The organism is Pseudomonas sp. GM49 (assembly GCF_000282355.1).
Classification (GTDB): Bacteria; Pseudomonadota; Gammaproteobacteria; order Pseudomonadales; family Pseudomonadaceae; genus Aquipseudomonas.
Window position 1 is genome coordinate 1 of sequence record NZ_AKJL01000329.1, and the last position, 16,847, is coordinate 16,847.

A 16,847-nucleotide genomic window follows, 5' to 3' on the forward strand; every position below is an offset into this window, starting at 1 on the left:
GAGAGGATGCCGCCGCCGACACTGCCGAAGTCGGCGGTGAGATAGATGATGATCAGCGGGATACCCATCTGGGTCACGTTGATGCCCAGATTGTATTGCTGGTTGAGGAACGGCGGCAGCCAGTACAGGTAGAACCAGAACACCGGCGCGGTCATCGAGTAGGCGAGGGCGAAGGCCCAGGTGCCACGCATGCGCAGGATTTTCGAGAACGGTACGCGGGTTTGTTCCGGTTCGACTTCGTGCTGGATGTAGTCCAGTTCCGACTGTTTGACGCTTGGGTGATCCTCCGGGTTGAAGTACTTCAGCCCCCAGAACAGCAGCCAGATTCCGCCCAGTGCCGACATGCACAGGAACGCGGCTTGCCAACCCCAGACGTGCAGGATCAGTGGCAGCAGCATCGGCGTGAACATCGCGCCGACGTTGGTGCCGGCGTTGAAAATGCCGGTGGCTACGGCACGCTCGCCGGCCGGAAACCACAGCCGTGTGGTTTTCACACAAGCCGGGTAGTTGGCCGCTTCGGTCAGGCCGAGGATGAAGCGACAAACCATGAAGCCGACCGCCGAAGTGGCCAGGCCGTGGGCGCCGGTCGCCAGACTCCAGAGCAGCACCGCGCAGAAAAACACGCGCTTGACACCGACCCGGTCGATCAAACGGCCTTGCAACACGAAACCGATCGCGTAACCGACCTGGAACCAGAAGTTGATGTTGGCGTAGTCCATCGCCGTCCAGCTCATTTCCTTGGCCAGGATTGGCTGCATCACGCCGAGGGCGGCGCGGTCGATGTAGTTCAGGGTGGTGGCAAAAAACACGAGCGCCAGCATGCCCCAACGGGTTTTGCCGACCGCCATGGCGCCGCGGATTTTGTCGCCGATGCCACCGGCAGTGATGTTCATGGCCGGAGCCATGCGTGAGCTTTGGGAAGGAATCATGTGTACCACCCGTTTTTTGAATTTGTTATTTGGTGTTTTGGACATCGCGGCCGGTGCTGCGTGTCCGGACTTAATGTGAGGACGATGTTGGGCAGTGGACAAAAAATCGTCAATTCGCCAACCACCATTGTGTTCGATAATCGAACACAAAACTAACTGGGTAGTACACTTTAAATTGCTCAATGGGCAACCCGGCTCAATAATCCGCTCACTCTTTTAAAAGCGGCGCAAATTCCCTGTAGCCGAAGCCTCCACCGGGAGCCTAAATATGCAGCGTTCCATTGCCACCGTGTCTTTGAGCGGCACCCTGCCGGAAAAACTAGAGGCCATTGCCGCCGCCGGATTCGACGGCGTCGAGATATTCGAAAACGACCTTCTCTACTACGACGGCAGCCCGCGGGAAATTAAACAGATGTGCGCCGATCTCGGAATCGCCATCACCCTGTTTCAACCGTTCCGCGATTTCGAGGGCTGTCGGCGTGATCGTCTGTCGCGCAATCTGGAACGCGCCGAGCGCAAGTTCGACCTGATGCAGGAGCTGGGCACTGACCTGGTGCTGGTGTGCAGCAACGCCTCGGCCGAGTCCATCGGTGATGAACAGATTCTGGTCGACGACTTGCGGCTGCTGGCTGAGCATGCCGGGGCACGCGGCCTGCGCATCGGTTACGAAGCGCTGGCCTGGGGGCGGCATGTGAACACGTATCAACAGGTGTGGAACATCGTGCGTCAGGCCGATCACCCAAGCCTTGGCGTGTTGCTGGACAGCTTTCACACCTTGTCGCTCAAGGGCGATCCAGGTGCAATCGCCGAGATTCCCGGCGACAAGATTTTCTTCGTGCAAATGGCCGACGCACCGATCCTGGCCATGGACGTGCTGGAGTGGAGCCGGCATTTTCGCTGCTTCCCGGGCCAGGGTGAGTTCGACTTGCCGGGGTTCCTCGCACCGATCATCAAGAGCGGGTACACCGGGCCATTGTCGCTGGAAATCTTCAACGATGGCTTCCGCGCAGCCCCGCCACGAGCCAACGCCGCCGACGGCTTGCGCTCGTTGTTGTACCTTGAAGAGAAAACCCGCGAGCGTCTGGCGCAGCAAGACAAGCCTGCGGCCAACCCCGGGATTCTGTTCGAAACACCCAAGGCCAGCGAGTACAACGGTATCGAGTTTCTGGAGTTTGCCGTGGACGAAAGCCTCGGCGCCAAGCTCTCCCATTGGCTGGAACGACTGGGGTTCGTCAAGGCCGGGCAGCATCGCTCCAAGAGCGTCAGTCTGCTGCGCCAGGGCGATATCAACCTGATCCTCAACTCAGAACCTTACTCCTTCGGCCACAGCTTTTTCGAAGCCCACGGTCCTTCGTTGTGCGCGACCGCCATGCGGGTCAAGGACAGCGCGAGCGCATTGGCCCGAGCCGTGGCCTACAAGGGCCAGCCCTATCGCGGACTGGTCGGCCCCAACGAATTGGAGCTGGCGGCGGTGCGTGCACCGGATGGCAGCCTGATTTATCTGGTGGATCAGCACGCCGACGTTTATGGCACTGACTTCAATCTGTACCCGCAAGCGCCGGTCAGCGGCGGCCTCAAACGTATCGACCACATGGCCATGGCACTGCCGGCCGACAGCCTCGACAGCTGGGTGCTGTTCTATAAGAGCCTGCTGGATTTCGAGGCGGACGATGAAGTCGTGCTGCCGGATCCTTATGGTCTGGTGAAGAGCCGCGCCTTGCGCAGTCGCGACAGTTCGATCCGCCTGCCGCTGAACATTTCCGAGAACCGTAACACTGCGATCTCACACGCTCTGTCGAGTTATCGCGGCTCCGGTGTGCATCACATCGCCTTTGATTGTGATGACATCTTTGCCCAGGTCAGCCGTGCAAAAGAGGCGGGCGTGCCGCTGCTGGATATCCCGCTCAACTACTACGATGACCTGGCGGCGCGGTTCGATTTTGACGAAGAGTTCCTCAGCGAACTGGCCTACTACAACGTGTTGTACGACCGCGACGCCCAGGGCGGTGAACTGTTTCATGTGTACACCGAGCCGTTCGAGGGGCGATTCTTCTTTGAGATCATCCAGCGTAAAAACGCTTATGCCGGCTACGGCGCGGCCAACGTCGCGGTGCGCCTGGCGGCCATGGCCAAATCCCGTAGCGGTGCACTGCGTCAGGCGAAGTTGTAGGAAATTCGTAAACGCGGGATTAAACGTGGGCTGCGCGGCTTCCTTCACCGTGTCGCGCAGCCCATAATCGCCAGCCTGTGCAGTGATGGCCGTGAGCCCGCAATGACAATGAACTCAGAACTCCCCGCAGCCTCCGTAGAACCGGGTGTCGAGCCGCGCAAGAGTCGCAAGAACAATCCGGAAAAGACCCGCGAGAACATCCTGCAGGAGGCGATCGTCGAATTCGTCCAACAGGGGCTTTCCGGTGCTCGCGTCGATGCCATCGCCGAGCGCATCCACACCTCCAAGCGCATGATCTATTACTACTTCGGCAGTAAGGAGCAGCTCTACGTCGAGGTCCTGGAGAAGCTTTACGGCGATATCCGCAGCACCGAAAGCCGCCTGCACCTGACCGAACTGGCGCCGGTGGAAGCGATTCGGCGGATGGTTGAGTTCACCTTCGATCACCATGATCGCAACGTCGATTTCGTGCGCATCGTCAGTATCGAAAACATCCACAACGCCGAGTATGTGAAGCGTTCCGAGGCGATCAGGGCGATGAACAACACCGTTCTCGATTCCCTTGATGTGATTTTGCGTCGTGGCGTAGAAGAGGGTGTCTTCCGCGCCGGCCTGGTGCCGCTGGATGTGCATCTGCTGATCAGTTCGTTCTGCTTTTATCGCGTCTCGAACCGCCATACCGTAGGTGAGATTTTCCAGATCGACTTGCCGGATGAGCGCATCAAGCAGCGTCATCGCGAGATGATTTGCGAGGCGGTTCTGCGGTACCTGCAGGCGTGATTCAGCTGTGTGAATCGCCTTTGTAGGAAGCCAGCCTGCTGGCGATGGATGCAAGAGCGCCGCGTTCAGCCAGGCAGCCCGCATCATCGTTAACGTCCATCGCGAGCAAGCTCGCTCCTACAAGTTGCGTCAGTCATTCATGCTCTGGAAATGCTCAAGCATTCGCTGGGCATCCGGTACCACGCCGCTGAACAATTCGAACGCCTTCACCGCCTGAAACACCGCCATGTTGCCACCGTCCAGCGTCCGGCAACCGAGGGCGCGGGCGTTGCGCAGCAATTCGGTTTCCAGCGGGAAGTAAACGATCTCCGCCACCCACAATTCGGCCCGCAGCAGCTCGACCGGCACCGGCATGCCTGGCAGTTTTTTCATGCCCATTGGCGTGGTGTTCACCAGGCCGTCAGCCTGGGCCATGGCGCTGGGCAGGTCATACCCGGCCACCGCTCGAGCTACATCGAAATGCTGATTGAGATTGTCGGCCAGATCCTGGGCGCGGCGGATGTCCACGTCAAAAATGCTCAGTTGTTGTACGCCTTCGCTCAACAACGCGTGGGCCACCGCCGCACCTGCACCACCGGCACCCATCTGTACGACACGTTCAACGGCAACGCCCTTCAAGCCCCGGCGAAAACCCTCGGCAAAGCCCAGGCAGTCGGTGTTGTGGCCGATGCGTTTGCCGTCCTTGAGCACCACCGTGTTGACCGCGCCGATACCGCGGGCCTCCGGCGAGAGTTCGTCGAGCAGCGGGATGATCGCCTGCTTGCATGGAAAGGTGATGTTCAGCCCGGTGAAGTTCATCCGTTCGGCAGCCATCAGCAGGTCGGGCAGGGCGTTGCTGTCGAGTTTCAACTGATCAAGATCTATCAGGCGATAGAGGTAGCGCAGCCCCTGGGAATCGCCTTCATGCTCGTGCAAGGCCGGTGTGCGGGAAGCCTGGATGCCGGCACCGATCAGCCCGGCCAGTATCACGTGGTTCTGAGTCACGGCGATCACCCCTTCAAACGATGACTGAAGTGTTCCAGCGCCAGGCGATAGCCGTGACTGCCAAAACCGGCCATCACCGCCGTCGCAATGGCGGATACGAACGAGTGGTGGCGAAATGGCTCGCGGGCATGCACGTTGGACAGATGGACTTCAATTACCGGCAGTTCGCTGGCGACCAGGGCGTCGCGGATGGCGACCGAGGTGTGAGTCCATGCAGCAGGATTGATGACGATCCCGGCGCAACGACCGCGGGCGGCGTGAATCCAGTCGAGCAGTTCGCCTTCATGGTTGGTCTGGCGAAACTCCACTGCCAGGCCGAACTCTTCGGCGGCACGTGCGCACATGGTCGATATGTCTGCCAGGGTTTCGTGGCCGTAAGTCGCGGGTTCACGGGTGCCGAGCAGGTTCAGGTTCGGGCCGTTGAGCACCAGAACGATAGGGGACATCGGAATCTCTCCACTTATTATTTTTGGAATCGGCCGAGTGTTTCAGCCTGTGGAGATAAATTGTACTAACTGGTTAATTTGGTCAATTGAAGTGAAGGCATGCTGGCTGTTTGTGGGCGGTGATCGGACGCTTTCGCAGGTCAGCGCGGCAGGTGCTCCACGAGGAAATCGATAAACGCCCTCAATCGCAACGGCACATGGCGACTTTGCGGGTACAGCAAGGTAAACGGCCTCGAGCGCCCGCCATAGGGCTTGAGCACTTCCACCAGCGAGCCGTCGGCCAGTTCCTTTTCCACGATAAAACGATAGGTCTGAAACAACCCCGCCCCGTGTTTGGCCAAAGTGACACCGCCCAGTACATCATCGGAACAACTGAGGTTGCCCTCGGCCAGAATCTCCCGGGGCACGCCTTCATCGTTGAACAACCAGGCAATGCGCCGGCCGCTGCTGGGCAATTCGTACTGAATGCATTCGTGCTGTTCGAGATCGTCGAGGGTCTGCGGAGTGCCGGCCCGTTTCAGGTAATCAGGGCTGGCGATCATCACCAGGGCGGCATCTTCCAGCGGGCGGGCGATCAGCCCTGAGTCCGGGATGGCTCGCACGCGAATCGCCATGTCGTAGCCTTCGCCGACGAAATCGATGTTGCGATTGCTGATATGCGACTCGACCTTCACCGCCGGATAGCGCGCGCGGAACCCGGGCAACAGCGGCAGGATTCGATGATGCGCGTAGGTGGTCGGAATACTGATGCGCAAAGTACCGGACGGCACTTGCTGCTGGCCCATCACCTCACGCTGAGCCTCGACCAGTTGCGCCAGGGCCTGGCGACATTCTTCGTAATAACGGCGACCACTGTCAGTGAGCTTCACGCTACGCGTGGTGCGCGCGAACAGGCGCACGCCCAGGCGTTCTTCCATGCGCGACACCGATCGGCTCACGGCAGCGGGCGTGACACCTGCCACCAGCGCCGCGGCAGTAAAACTGCCAGCCTCGGCGGCCAGGCAAAACAGCTCAATGCTGCCCAACTGAAGATCGTCGAATTGTCGCTGCATGATTGATTACACCGGGGATCAAATGAAGAAGCTGGATCAGTATTTATCAGGTGCCCGCGCTGTAAAGAAAGGATTTCTTACCAAATCGCGTGGTGTTCCGCAGGTCCGGGAATTGCCAGGACGCTAGCCTGATGACGGAAGAAATGATTCGGCCGCCAATGCCAGTGGTCGGTTTTTCCACGGAGTGTCGGGTCCTCGGATCCATTAACCTAACGGATGGGTTAATATGAAGGTATGCAGTTTCAAAGGACTGTCGGTAGTGATCATGTTGCGAGACGAGCATTGTCCGCCTCATGCGCATGTGGACGCGGGTACGTGGAGTGCGAGATTCAGGTTCAGCTTTTGGCATAACGGCGTCGAGCTCTGGGATGTTGTTCCGCTTTCGCGTCGGCCACCGTTGGCGGTGCTTGAGGGTTTGCGCCAGTCGCTCAAGCAACCTGCCCATTTGCAGCGCGCCCGCGGCGTCTGGTGGCGAAAACTACAAACGGTCTGTCTTGATAATCAACTGTGGGACTGGCAAAGCAACGAAGTCGTTGTGGTGAAAAAGGTTGTCAGCACGACCAATATGATTGGATCGGCTTGCTACGTACCTGAATCGAACAAGACGTTGCTGTCCCTGATCGGTGCACAGGAAAGTGTGGAGATCGAGTTATGAAAACGATAAGAGCCAAGGTTCAGGCCGATAATCCCGTAACGGAAAGCAGCCTGAGCAAAGCCATTGAGCGTGGCGAGTCACGCAGAAAAAACAGCCTGCAAGCGACAGCGGTTACCTACCTGGCTCTCTGTCTGGCCCCCTGTCTGGCAGTGGTCTTCGAAGACGGCAGCGGCGTATTGTTGCCCGTGGCCAACTATCCGGAGTTCGATGATTTTGAGGCCGAGGACTACGCCAGTCTGACTGTCGGCTACGCGGGTACTGCACTGTGCCATGAAGACAAGGATCTGCATGTATCTATCGCCGGGATGATTTCTGCGAGCAAGCCGCTGATGGCCATGGCGGCCTCGGTCGTCGCTTCGCGCAATGGTCGCCAGAGCAGCGCCGCAAAGTCTGAAGCCGCGCGGGCCAACGGCAGGAAAGGCGGGCGCCCGCGCAAGGTCGATGTTGTCGTGTAAGTGCCCACAAAAAAGCCGTCGTGAAGACGGCTTTTTTGTGCCTGGCAGATGCCATCAACGCCGGGTCAACATCACCCCGGATTCCATGTGATGGGTCCACGGGAACTGGTCGAACATCGCACACCGGCTGATGCGGTGGGTGTCGTGCAGTTGGGCGATGTTGGCTGCCAGGGTCTCCGGATTGCAGGAGATGTACAGGATGTTGTCGAAGCGCCGCGTCAGTTCGCAGGTGTCCGGGTCCATGCCGGCGCGGGGCGGGTCGACGAACACACTGCCGAACTCGTAGCTCTTGAGGTCGATGCCGTGCAGGCGGCGGAACGGGCGCACTTCATTCAGGGCTTCGGTCAGCTCTTCGGCGGACAAGCGCACCAGGGTGACGTTATCCACCGCGTTTTCGCTGAGATTGCTCAGCGCCGCGTTGACCGAGGTCTTGCTGATTTCGGTGGCCAGCACTTTGCGTACGCGGGTGGCGAGCGGCAGGGTGAAGTTGCCGTTGCCGCAATACAACTCCAGCAAATCATCGGCGCGATCCCCGAGCGCATCGTACGCCCAGTTGAGCATCTTCTGGTTCACCGTGCCGTTGGGCTGGGTGAACGCGCCTTCCGGCTGGCGGTAGCTGAAAGTGCGGCCGCCGACGTCCAGTTGCTCGACCACGTAATCGTGGCCAATGACTTCGCGCTTGCCCTTGGAGCGGCCAATGATGCTGACGTTCAGGTCCGCGGCCAGTTTCGAAGCCGCGGCGTGCCAGTGCTCGTCCAGCGGGCGGTGATAACACAGGGTGATCATCGCATCGCCGGCCAGGGTGGTCAGGAACTCGACCTGAAACAGCTTGTGGCTCAGGGCGGCGCTGGCTTGCCATGCAGCCTTTAGCTGCGGCATCAACTGGTTGATGCGCAGGCTGGCAATCGGGAACTCTTCGATCAGGATTGGCGTACGTTTGTCTTCCTGGGAAAACATCGCGTAATGACGCTCGCCGGCTTCACGCCACAGGCGGAACTCGGCGCGCAGGCGGAAGTTTTTCAGCGGCGAATCGAAAACGGCTGGCTCGGGCGCATCGAACGGGGCCAGCAGGTCACGCAAGCGCGTGACCTTTTCTTCGAGCTGAACGGCGTAGGCCTGGGAATCAAAAGTCATGCGTTGAACCAACCCAGCTTGATCACGAACAGAATCGACAGGATCACCAGCGCCGGGTTCAGTTCACGGCCACGACCGGACATCAGCTTGATGGCGGTCCAGGAAATGAAACCGAAGGCGATGCCATTGGCGATGGAGTAAGTGAATGGCATTGCCAGCGCGGTGATCACCACGGGAGCGGCAACAGTGATGTCGTCCCAGTCTATTTCGGCCAGGCCGGATGTCATCAGCACGGCGACGAACAGCAGGGCCGGTGCAGTAGCGAAGGCAGGAACGCTGGCGGCCAGTGGCGAGAAGAACAGCGCCAGCAGGAACAGGATCGCCACCACGATGGCGGTCAGGCCGGTGCGGCCACCGGCACTCACACCGGCGGCGGATTCGATGTAGCTGGTGGTGGTCGAGGTGCCCAGCAGGGAGCCGGCCATCGCCGCAGTACTGTCGGCGATCAGCGCGCGGCCCATTTTCGGCATGTGGCCGTCTTTGCGCATCAAACCGGCACGCTTGGCCACACCGATCAAAGTGCCGGAGTTATCGAACAGGTCGACGAACAGGAACGCAAAAATCACGCTGACCAGACCGATGTCCAGTGCGCCCTTGATGTCCAGTTGCAGGAAGGTCGGGGCCAGCGATGGTGGCATCGACATCACGCCGCCGAACGGAGTGAAGCCCATCACGATCGAAACGATGGTCACCACCAGAATGCCGATCAGCACTGCACCGCGCACGGCAAGGGCTTCAAGCGCGACGATCAGGGCAAAACCGAGGGTGGCGAGGATCGGAGCCGGTTGTTTCAGGTCGCCGAGGCCGACCATGGTCGCCGGGTTGCTGACCACGATACCGGCGTTGTGCAGTGCGATCAGCGCCAGGAACAGGCCGATGCCGGCAGCGATCGCCGAGCGCAGCGGCAGCGGGATGCTGTTGATGATCCATTCACGGATGCGGAAGATCGACAGCAGGAAGAAGCACACCGCCGAGATGAACACCGCGCCCAGTGCAACTTGCCAGGTGTGGCCCATGTGCAGGACCACGGTATAGGTGAAGAAGGCGTTCAGACCCATGCCTGGCGCGAGGGCGATCGGGTAGTTGGCGATCAGGCCCATGGTCGTGGAGCCTATGGCGGCTGCCAGACAGGTGGCGACGAACACCGCGCCCTTGTCCATGCCGGTCTCGCCGAGGATGCTCGGGTTGACGAACAGAATGTAGGCCATGGCCAAAAAGGTCGTGACGCCCGCCAGAATCTCGGTCCGCACGTTGGTGTTGTGTGCCTTGAGTTGAAACAGCCTTTCCAGCATGTCTGCTCCCCGTGGCGCGCCGGGCGCCGTGAATGTATCGACCTCAACAGCAAAGCACAGGCAGCAGAACGCGCCTGGAAATTACTGTGGGCCGGAAAAAGCCGCGCATCATACCAGTAGCTTGGGAATATGGCTGCTTATGGCGGTGATCGTCGTCGATGTTTTGCGACAAAGCCAAGTGCGCCATACTGCGCGCTGGTTTTTCGGGGTGGAAAGGTACTGCATGAAAAGGCGTCTGGTTAGCGTGTTCGGCGTATTGATGGCGTTGCTTCTCGGGACCCAAACGGTCGTGGCGGCCTCGGCTGCGCCACTGACGCAATTGAAAGTGCTCAAAGTCGCGTCGCCGTCCTGTGGCGTTGAAAATATCGACGAAGGGCAAACCCGGACTCGCTGCGATCACAATGGCCCGAACATCACGGTGTACGTGCTGGAAGTGGGTTATGGACGCGAGGCCCATGTCGCCCTGGACGGTTTTGAGGTGAACGGCACGCGTACACCGGTCTGCGCGTTCAAGAATGGCAACTTGACCAGTTGTACGCCTGGCGAGAAAACCGTCGGCTATTTGTATGCCCTCGATCTGGCTGGCAAGCAGGAAGGCACACTGACCTTCAGTAATACCTCGATCAATGCGCCCGGCAATACGATGTCGACGCAGCTTTACGTCCAGTAGCCACATGTCCCGAACAAGGCGCGGGAAAGCTGACTACGCTTAAAAGATCATTCCGTGGACAGTACCCGATGACCTTTAGAGCCTTGATAGCCCTCGCCGAGGGCACCGATGACCTGCAAACCGTGACCCTGATCGACGTACTGCGCCGCGCCAAAATAGAAGTGGTGGTGGCCAGTATCGAAGGGCGGCGCATGCTTACCTGCGCCCGCGGCACTCGCCTGACGTCCGATGCGATGCTGGTGGACTTGCTGGCGCAACCCTTCGACCTGATCGCCTTGCCGGGTGGCGCGGTGGGGGCGCAGCACTTGGCAGCACACCAACCCCTGCAACAATTGATCAAGGATCAGGCGGCAGCCGGTCGCCTGTTCGCCGGTATCGCCGAAGCGCCCGCCGTGGCGCTGCAAGCCTTTGGTGTATTGCGTCAACGGCGCATGACCTGTCTGCCATCCGCCAGCCATCAACTGTTGGGCTGTAACTTCGTCGATCAACCGGTGGTGGTCGATGGCAATTGCATCACCGCCCAGGGCTCGGCTGGCGCATTGGCATTTGCCCTGACGCTGGTGGAACAACTCTGCGGAAAAGCCACACGTGCGGCGGTGGCGGGGGAGTTGTTGGTTTAGCCTGCTTAGACTTTCGCTTCTTCCTTCTCTTCATCTTTAGCCACGTGCATGCGATCGCGGCTGGCCAGGGTCGGGAACAGTTTGACCCACACTCCGGTCACCACCAGGGTACCGATCCCGCCCATGACCACGGCTGGCACGGTGCCGAACCAGTGGGCAGTCAGGCCCGATTCGAATTCGCCCAACTGGTTCGAGGCACCTATGAACAAGCCGTTCACAGCGCTGACCCGGCCACGCATTTCGTCCGGGGTTTCCAGTTGCACGAACGAGGCGCGGATCACCATGCTGATCATGTCTGCCGCGCCCAACACCACCAGCACCGCCAGGGAAAACCAGAACGAGGTCGACAGGCCGAAGGCGATGGTTGCCACGCCGAAGATGCCCACGGCGGTGAACATCACCCGCCCGACATTGCGTTCCACTGCAAACCGCGCCAGGAACAGCGACATCAGTAGCGCACCCACTGCCGGTGCCGAGCGCAGCAGGCCCAGCCCCCACGGGCCGGTCAGCAGGATGTCCTTGGCAAACACCGGCAGCAACGCCGTCGCTCCTCCCAACAGCACCGCAAACAGATCGAGGGAGATCGCCCCGAGAATGTCCGGACGACTGCGGATGAAGCGAATGCCCGCGAGCAGTGAATCCAGCGTGGCCTTGCCTTTGTTCAGCGGCGTCTGCCGGGCCGGCAGGTTGAGCATCAGCGAGCAGGCGATGACGTACAGCAGCACCGTCGGGCCATACACCCAGACGCTGCCGAAGGCGTAGAGCAAACCGCCGAGGGCCGGGGCGACGATGGTGGCCGACTGCTGGGCCGATTGGGCGGCGGCCACCGCGCGGGGAAACAGCGCGCTGGGCACGATGCTTGGCAGCAGGGCCTGGGTGGTCGGCATTTCAAAGGAGCGAGCGGCACCGAGCAGGAAGGCCAGGATAAAGATCATCTCCCGGGTGACGTGGTCGGTCGCGCTGCCGATGGCCAGCGACAGGGCGATCAATGCCTGCAAGGACTGGCAGATCGCCGCGACCTTGCGCCGGTCATAGCGGTCGGCGACGTGCCCTGTGTGCAGCATGAACAGCACGCGGGGGGCGAACTCGACCAGGCCGACCAGACCCAGGTCGAGCACGTCGCCGGTCAATTGATACAGGTTCCAGCCGATGGCCACGGTGAGCATCTGGAAGCCGCTGGCGGTAAATATCCTGGCCAGCCAGAACGCGAGAAATGGGCGATGGTGACGTAACAGCAAGGGCTCTTGGCTGGGCATCTGCGGGGGAATCTGGGGAGGGGGAACGGCGAGATTATCACCAACCTGTAACAGAAAGTTGCCGTGACAAAAAAATTAGTTAGCCAGACATCGATATCGAGAACACTGCCATTAACTGTGGGAGCGAGCCTGCTCCCACAGGAAATGTATTTCAGCTCGTGACCAAGGCCATGAGGCAACTTGTCACGCGGCAAAAGACCACGCGGTTCATCCCCGAAATTGGGACTACTCTTTCAACGTTGATTGATCCAGATCAAAACCCGCAAAAGGAATTGATCCGGCGGCCGCAAGGCCAGACTCCCTGCGTTGTGATGCGTACAAAAAAAGAACAAACAGAGATTCGCCACACTCCATATCCGTGGGGGCCGTGGGTGCAGGCTTCCAGCCAGCAGCCGTACTACCTGACAGAGGAAGACTTATGTTCGGTTTAGAGGCACTTGATCTCGCCCGAATTCAGTTCGCGTTCACCATCTCGTTCCACATCCTGTTTCCGGCCATCACCATCGGCCTGGCGAGTTACCTGGCGGTACTCGAAGGCCTGTGGTTGAAAACCCATAACGACACCTACCGTGACCTCTACCATTTCTGGTCGAAGATCTTTGCCGTTAACTTCGGCATGGGGGTGGTTTCCGGTCTGGTGATGGCCTATCAGTTCGGCACCAACTGGAGCCGCTTCTCGGACTTCGCCGGTTCCGTGACCGGGCCGTTGCTGACCTATGAAGTGCTCACGGCGTTCTTCCTCGAAGCCGGATTCCTCGGCGTCATGCTGTTTGGCTGGAACAAGGTCGGGCGCAAGCTGCACTTCTTTGCCACGGTCATGGTCGCCATCGGCACACTGATCTCGACCTTCTGGATCCTGGCCTCCAACAGCTGGATGCAGACCCCGCAGGGCTTTGAGATCGTCAACGGTCAGGTCATACCCACCGACTGGCTGGCGGTGATCTTCAACCCGTCGTTCCCATATCGCCTGATGCACATGGCCACGGCAGCCTTCGTCGCCACGGCCTTCTTCGTCGGTTCCTCCGCGGCCTGGCATTTGCTGCGCGGCAAGGACAACCCGGCGATCCGCAAAATGCTTTCGATGGCCATGTGGATGGCATTGATCGTCGCGCCGATCCAGGCGGTCATCGGTGATTTCCACGGCCTCAATACACTTGAGCATCAGCCAGCGAAAATCGCTGCGATCGAAGGCCATTGGGAAAACAAGGGCAACGAGGCAACTCCGCTGATCCTGTTCGGCTGGCCGGACATGAAGGAGGAGAAAACCAAATTCGCCGTCGAAATCCCGTATCTGGGCAGCCTGATCCTCACGCACTCCCTGGATAAACAGGTGCCGGCGCTCAAGGAGTTCCCGCCTGAAGACCGGCCAAATTCGACCATTGTGTTCTGGTCGTTCCGGATCATGGTGGGCCTGGGCTTCCTGATGATTTTCACCGGTTTGTGGAGTCTGTGGCTGCGCAAGCGCGACACCCTCTACACCTCGCGGCCGTTCCTGTACCTGGCGTTGTGGATGGGGCCGTCAGGCCTGATCGCGATCCTCGCCGGCTGGTTCACCACGGAAATCGGCCGTCAGCCGTGGGTGGTCTACGGCCTGATGCGTACGGCGGATGCGTCGTCCAACCATAGCTTCATGCAGATGAGCATCACCCTGATCCTGTTTGTCGTGGTTTATTTCGCGCTGTTTGGCGCCGGTCTTGGCTACATGATGCGCCTGGTGCGCAAGGGGCCGAAGATCGACGAAGGCAAGGAAACCAACGACGGCGGCCCCGGCCAGAAACGCACACCGGCCCGTCCGTTGTCCGCCGCCGACGACGATCACGCCGATGCCGGCCACAGCCTGACGAAGGAGATTTGAATCATGGGTATTGATCTTCCGCTGATCTGGGCCGTGATCATCATCTTCGGCATCATGATGTACGTGGTCATGGACGGTTTCGACCTGGGCATCGGCATTCTCTTCCCGTTCATTCCGGGCAAGACGGATCGCGATGTGATGATGAACACCGTCGCCCCGGTCTGGGACGGCAACGAGACCTGGCTGGTGTTGGGTGGCGCAGCGTTGTTCGGCGCCTTTCCGCTGGCCTATTCGGTGGTGCTCTCGGCGTTGTACCTGCCGCTGATCCTGATGTTGATCGGGTTGATTTTTCGCGGTGTGGCCTTCGAGTTCCGCTTCAAGGCCAGGGACGACAAGCGCCACCTGTGGGACAAGGCGTTCATCGGTGGCTCGCTCACTGCGACCTTCTTCCAGGGCGTTGCGCTCGGCGCGTTCATCGATGGCTTGCCGGTGGTCAACCGGCAGTTCGCCGGTGGTTCACTGGACTGGCTGACGCCGTTCACGATGTTCTGTGGTGCGGCGCTGGTGGTGGCCTATGCGTTGCTCGGATGCACCTGGCTGATCATGAAGACCGAAGGCAAGTTGCAGGAACAGATGCATGACCTGGCACGGCCATTGGCCTTCGTGCTGCTGGCGGTGATCGGCGTCGTCAGCATCTGGACCCCGCTGGCCCATGCAGAAATCGCCGCACGCTGGTTCACCATGCCGAATCTGTTCTGGTTCATGCCGGTGCCGATTCTGGTGCTGGTCACGATGTACGGCCTGATCCGCGCCGTGGCCCGCAATGCGCACTACACGCCGTTCCTGCTGACCCTGGTGCTGATCTTCCTCGGTTACAGCGGGTTAGGCATCAGCCTGTGGCCGAACATCATCCCGCCGTCGATCTCGATCTGGGACGCCGCCGCGCCGCCGCAAAGCCAGGGCTTCATGCTGGTGGGCACGCTGTTCATCATCCCGTTCATCCTGGGCTACACCTTCTGGAGTTACTACGTGTTCCGCGGCAAGGTCACCCATGAAGACGGTTACCACTAGCCCTATAGAAAACCTGTGGGAGCGAGCTTGATCCGGGCGGCGCTCCGACGATGGCGTCGGATGCGACGCCATCAATATTGAAGAGGATTGACGTTATGGCCGCCAAACATTCCCTGCACGACATTGAAGAAGCCGAAAAAAAGCCGCTGTGGCAGCGGCTCGGCTGGTTGGCCCTGATCTGGGTCGGCAGCGTGGGCGCCTTGTTCATCGTCGCCAGCCTGATGCGTCTGTTCATGAACGCTGCCGGCCTGACCACGCACTGACATCTCTCCCGTGGCCTCAAGGCACGGATTTACGACCCTCCGACCGGAGGGTTTTTTTTTGCCTGTTACTTGCGCGCCTTGAGAATCACGAATTTCGGATTGGCCGCCACTTGCTCGACGCCACGGAACAATCGCGCCAGCTTGCTGTGGTAACCCAGGTGACGATTGCCGACGATATACAGCGCGCCACCCACGACCAGCGCTTCGCGCGCCTGCTGGAACATCCGCCAGGCCAGGAAGTCGCCCACCACTTGTTGCTGGTGAAACGGTGGATTGCACAGCACGACGTCAAGCGATTGCGGTTCCTGGCCGGCCAGGCCATCGCCGGCACGCACGATCACTTCCCGTTCACCCAGCGTTGCACGCCAGTTCTCGGACGCCGATTGCACGGCCATGAACGATTCGTCCACCAGCGTGTAGTGGGCCTCGGGGTTTTGCAGGGCGCTGGCGATGGCCAGAACGCCGTTGCCGCAACCAAGATCGGCGACCCGCGCCGAGCCGAGGTTTTTCGGCAGATGTGGTAAAAACGCCCGGGTGCCGATGTCGAGGCCTTCGCGACAAAACACGTTCGCGTGGTTGATCAGTTCGATGGCCGGTTCGTCGAGCTGATAGCGGGTCGGGAAGGGGGAGGCGGCGGGCACTTTGGTTTCAGCGGTTGCGATCAACAACCGGGCCTTCTTCACCGCCAACGAGGCTTGCACCGGGCCGATGTAACGCTCCAGCAAATCCCCCGCCGCCCGGGGCAGATGCTTGATCATGGCCGCGGCAACCACTTGGGCGCCGGGTGCCAGTTGGCCTTGCAGGCGGATCAGTTGTTCTTCCAGCAGCGCCAGGGTTTTCGGTACACGGATGAGCACCCGGTCGAACGGCCCGACAGGGGTTTCGCTGGCGGGGACGCTCGGCACCGCATCAAACGCCAGGCCGTTGCGCACCAGGTTTTTTTCCAGGCCCTGGAAGGCCAGGAACGAGTCGCCGCTGCTGACCACCTGCACCTTGCCCGCCAGGCTGGCCGCCAACGCACCGAAACTGTCATTGAGCACCAACACCCGGGTGTCCGACGCTGGCTGTTGTTCGGCCAGATGATTGAGCAGGTATTCATCGGCCGCATCGAAAGCTTGCAGCGGTTCGTTCTGCTGTTCGGGCTGGCGGATCAGGTCGAGGCTGGCGAAGGGTGTTTCGAGCAAAGGCATGGGGCGGGGCTCTGGGTAATCAACGGATGTCCCGCTGCCCGAAGGCGTTGGAGCGGGCGGAGCTGTCCGAGTGTACTTCGTCGTG

The 16,847-nt window shown here is 60.1% G+C and carries 17 protein-coding genes; 9 read left to right on the forward strand and 8 right to left on the reverse strand.

Annotated elements, in window-relative coordinates; genetic code table 11:
• Positions 1-929: MFS transporter (locus tag PMI29_RS01280; RefSeq protein WP_008004255.1), on the reverse strand; the 929-nt coding region annotated here is incomplete at its 3' end.
• Between the two features lie 268 nt (positions 930-1,197).
• Here PMI29_RS01280 and quiC point away from each other — a divergent pair.
• Both quiC and PMI29_RS01270 read left to right on the forward strand, forming a co-directional pair.
• Positions 1,198-3,099: a 3-dehydroshikimate dehydratase QuiC gene (gene quiC, locus PMI29_RS01275; RefSeq protein ID WP_008004257.1), complete on the forward strand. Its 1,902-nt coding sequence runs from the start codon at positions 1,198-1,200 to the stop codon at positions 3,097-3,099.
• A gap of 102 nt (positions 3,100-3,201) precedes the next feature.
• Positions 3,202-3,879, forward strand: coding sequence for a TetR/AcrR family transcriptional regulator (locus PMI29_RS01270; protein ID WP_008004259.1), 678 nt, complete (start codon positions 3,202-3,204; stop codon positions 3,877-3,879).
• A 129-nt stretch (positions 3,880-4,008) separates the two neighbouring features.
• Here the strand turns inward: PMI29_RS01270 and PMI29_RS01265 are convergent, their stop codons facing one another.
• The 3 genes from PMI29_RS01265 to PMI29_RS01255 all read right to left on the reverse strand — a co-directional run bounded on the left by PMI29_RS01265 (position 4,009) and on the right by PMI29_RS01255 (position 6,361).
• On the reverse strand, positions 4,009-4,863 hold the full coding sequence (locus PMI29_RS01265) for a shikimate dehydrogenase (RefSeq protein WP_008004260.1): 855 nt from the start codon (positions 4,861-4,863) through the stop codon (positions 4,009-4,011).
• Between the two features lie 5 nt (positions 4,864-4,868).
• Entirely contained in the window at positions 4,869-5,309 is a 441-nt protein-coding gene (gene aroQ, locus PMI29_RS01260; RefSeq protein ID WP_008004262.1) for a type II 3-dehydroquinate dehydratase, read from the reverse strand.
• A 140-nt stretch (positions 5,310-5,449) separates the two neighbouring features.
• Positions 5,450-6,361: a LysR family transcriptional regulator gene (locus PMI29_RS01255; RefSeq protein WP_008004263.1), complete on the reverse strand. Its 912-nt coding sequence runs from the start codon at positions 6,359-6,361 to the stop codon at positions 5,450-5,452.
• Positions 6,362-6,587: 226 nt separating this feature from the next.
• Between PMI29_RS01255 and PMI29_RS01250 the strand changes: the two genes are divergently transcribed.
• A complete protein-coding gene (locus PMI29_RS01250; RefSeq protein ID WP_008004265.1) occupies positions 6,588-7,016 on the forward strand; it encodes a hypothetical protein in 429 nt (142 codons plus the stop codon).
• The gene (locus PMI29_RS01245) at positions 7,013-7,471 is read left to right on the forward strand and encodes a DUF2442 domain-containing protein (RefSeq protein WP_008004267.1); all 459 of its coding nucleotides are present in this window, start codon (positions 7,013-7,015) and stop codon (positions 7,469-7,471) included. The genes PMI29_RS01250 and PMI29_RS01245 overlap by 4 nt, the downstream gene beginning before the upstream one ends.
• 54 nt (positions 7,472-7,525) lie before the next feature.
• Here the strand turns inward: PMI29_RS01245 and trmA are convergent, their stop codons facing one another.
• Together trmA and PMI29_RS01235 are read right to left on the reverse strand one after the other, a co-directional pair.
• Positions 7,526-8,605, reverse strand: coding sequence for a tRNA (uridine(54)-C5)-methyltransferase TrmA (gene trmA, locus PMI29_RS01240; RefSeq protein WP_008004268.1), 1,080 nt, complete (start codon positions 8,603-8,605; stop codon positions 7,526-7,528).
• Entirely contained in the window at positions 8,602-9,897 is a 1,296-nt protein-coding gene (locus tag PMI29_RS01235; RefSeq protein WP_008004270.1) for an NCS2 family permease, read from the reverse strand. The genes trmA and PMI29_RS01235 overlap by 4 nt, the downstream gene beginning before the upstream one ends.
• Positions 9,898-10,120: 223 nt before the next feature.
• Between PMI29_RS01235 and PMI29_RS01230 the strand changes: the two genes are divergently transcribed.
• On the forward strand, positions 10,121-10,567 hold the full coding sequence (locus PMI29_RS01230) for a DUF4879 domain-containing protein (RefSeq protein WP_033052786.1): 447 nt from the start codon (positions 10,121-10,123) through the stop codon (positions 10,565-10,567).
• Positions 10,568-10,635: 68 nt separating this feature from the next.
• On the forward strand, positions 10,636-11,187 hold the full coding sequence (locus PMI29_RS01225; protein ID WP_008004276.1) for a DJ-1 family glyoxalase III: 552 nt from the start codon (positions 10,636-10,638) through the stop codon (positions 11,185-11,187).
• Positions 11,188-11,192: 5 nt separating this feature from the next.
• Here the strand turns inward: PMI29_RS01225 and PMI29_RS01220 are convergent, their stop codons facing one another.
• Entirely contained in the window at positions 11,193-12,443 is a 1,251-nt protein-coding gene (locus tag PMI29_RS01220; RefSeq protein ID WP_008004277.1) for an MFS transporter, read from the reverse strand.
• A gap of 418 nt (positions 12,444-12,861) precedes the next feature.
• Between PMI29_RS01220 and PMI29_RS01215 the strand changes: the two genes are divergently transcribed.
• The 3 genes from PMI29_RS01215 to PMI29_RS31615 all read left to right on the forward strand — a co-directional run bounded on the left by PMI29_RS01215 (position 12,862) and on the right by PMI29_RS31615 (position 15,572).
• Positions 12,862-14,298: a cytochrome ubiquinol oxidase subunit I gene (locus PMI29_RS01215; RefSeq protein ID WP_008004279.1), complete on the forward strand. Its 1,437-nt coding sequence runs from the start codon at positions 12,862-12,864 to the stop codon at positions 14,296-14,298.
• A 3-nt stretch (positions 14,299-14,301) separates the two neighbouring features.
• Positions 14,302-15,309: a cytochrome d ubiquinol oxidase subunit II gene (gene cydB, locus PMI29_RS01210; protein ID WP_008004281.1), complete on the forward strand. Its 1,008-nt coding sequence runs from the start codon at positions 14,302-14,304 to the stop codon at positions 15,307-15,309.
• A gap of 95 nt (positions 15,310-15,404) precedes the next feature.
• The gene (locus PMI29_RS31615; RefSeq protein ID WP_007975773.1) at positions 15,405-15,572 is read left to right on the forward strand and encodes a DUF2474 domain-containing protein; all 168 of its coding nucleotides are present in this window, start codon (positions 15,405-15,407) and stop codon (positions 15,570-15,572) included.
• Between the two features lie 65 nt (positions 15,573-15,637).
• Here PMI29_RS31615 and PMI29_RS01205 read toward each other — a convergent pair whose 3' ends face one another.
• The gene (locus tag PMI29_RS01205; RefSeq protein WP_008004284.1) at positions 15,638-16,762 is read right to left on the reverse strand and encodes a methyltransferase; all 1,125 of its coding nucleotides are present in this window, start codon (positions 16,760-16,762) and stop codon (positions 15,638-15,640) included.
• Positions 16,763-16,847: the final 85 nt, after the last annotated feature.

Bases quoted from the DNA above. Each gene is read 5' to 3' on its own strand.
- quiC (WP_008004257.1), top strand. From the start codon at position 1,198: ATGCAGCGTTCCATTGCCACCGTGTCTTTGAGCGGCACCCTGCCGGAA.
- PMI29_RS01270 (WP_008004259.1), top strand. From the start codon at position 3,202: ATGACAATGAACTCAGAACTCCCCGCAGCCTCCGTAGAACCGGGTGTC.
- aroQ (WP_008004262.1), bottom strand. From the start codon at position 5,309: ATGTCCCCTATCGTTCTGGTGCTCAACGGCCCGAACCTGAACCTGCTC.
- PMI29_RS01255 (WP_008004263.1), bottom strand. From the start codon at position 6,361: ATGCAGCGACAATTCGACGATCTTCAGTTGGGCAGCATTGAGCTGTTT.
- PMI29_RS01250 (WP_008004265.1), top strand. From the start codon at position 6,588: ATGAAGGTATGCAGTTTCAAAGGACTGTCGGTAGTGATCATGTTGCGA.
- PMI29_RS01245 (WP_008004267.1), top strand. From the start codon at position 7,013: ATGAAAACGATAAGAGCCAAGGTTCAGGCCGATAATCCCGTAACGGAA.
- trmA (WP_008004268.1), bottom strand. From the start codon at position 8,605: ATGACTTTTGATTCCCAGGCCTACGCCGTTCAGCTCGAAGAAAAGGTC.
- PMI29_RS01235 (WP_008004270.1), bottom strand. From the start codon at position 9,897: ATGCTGGAAAGGCTGTTTCAACTCAAGGCACACAACACCAACGTGCGG.
- PMI29_RS01230 (WP_033052786.1), top strand. From the start codon at position 10,121: ATGAAAAGGCGTCTGGTTAGCGTGTTCGGCGTATTGATGGCGTTGCTT.
- PMI29_RS01225 (WP_008004276.1), top strand. From the start codon at position 10,636: ATGACCTTTAGAGCCTTGATAGCCCTCGCCGAGGGCACCGATGACCTG.
- PMI29_RS01220 (WP_008004277.1), bottom strand. From the start codon at position 12,443: ATGCCCAGCCAAGAGCCCTTGCTGTTACGTCACCATCGCCCATTTCTC.
- PMI29_RS01215 (WP_008004279.1), top strand. From the start codon at position 12,862: ATGTTCGGTTTAGAGGCACTTGATCTCGCCCGAATTCAGTTCGCGTTC.
- cydB (WP_008004281.1), top strand. From the start codon at position 14,302: ATGGGTATTGATCTTCCGCTGATCTGGGCCGTGATCATCATCTTCGGC.
- PMI29_RS31615 (WP_007975773.1), top strand. From the start codon at position 15,405: ATGGCCGCCAAACATTCCCTGCACGACATTGAAGAAGCCGAAAAAAAG.
- PMI29_RS01205 (WP_008004284.1), bottom strand. From the start codon at position 16,762: ATGCCTTTGCTCGAAACACCCTTCGCCAGCCTCGACCTGATCCGCCAG.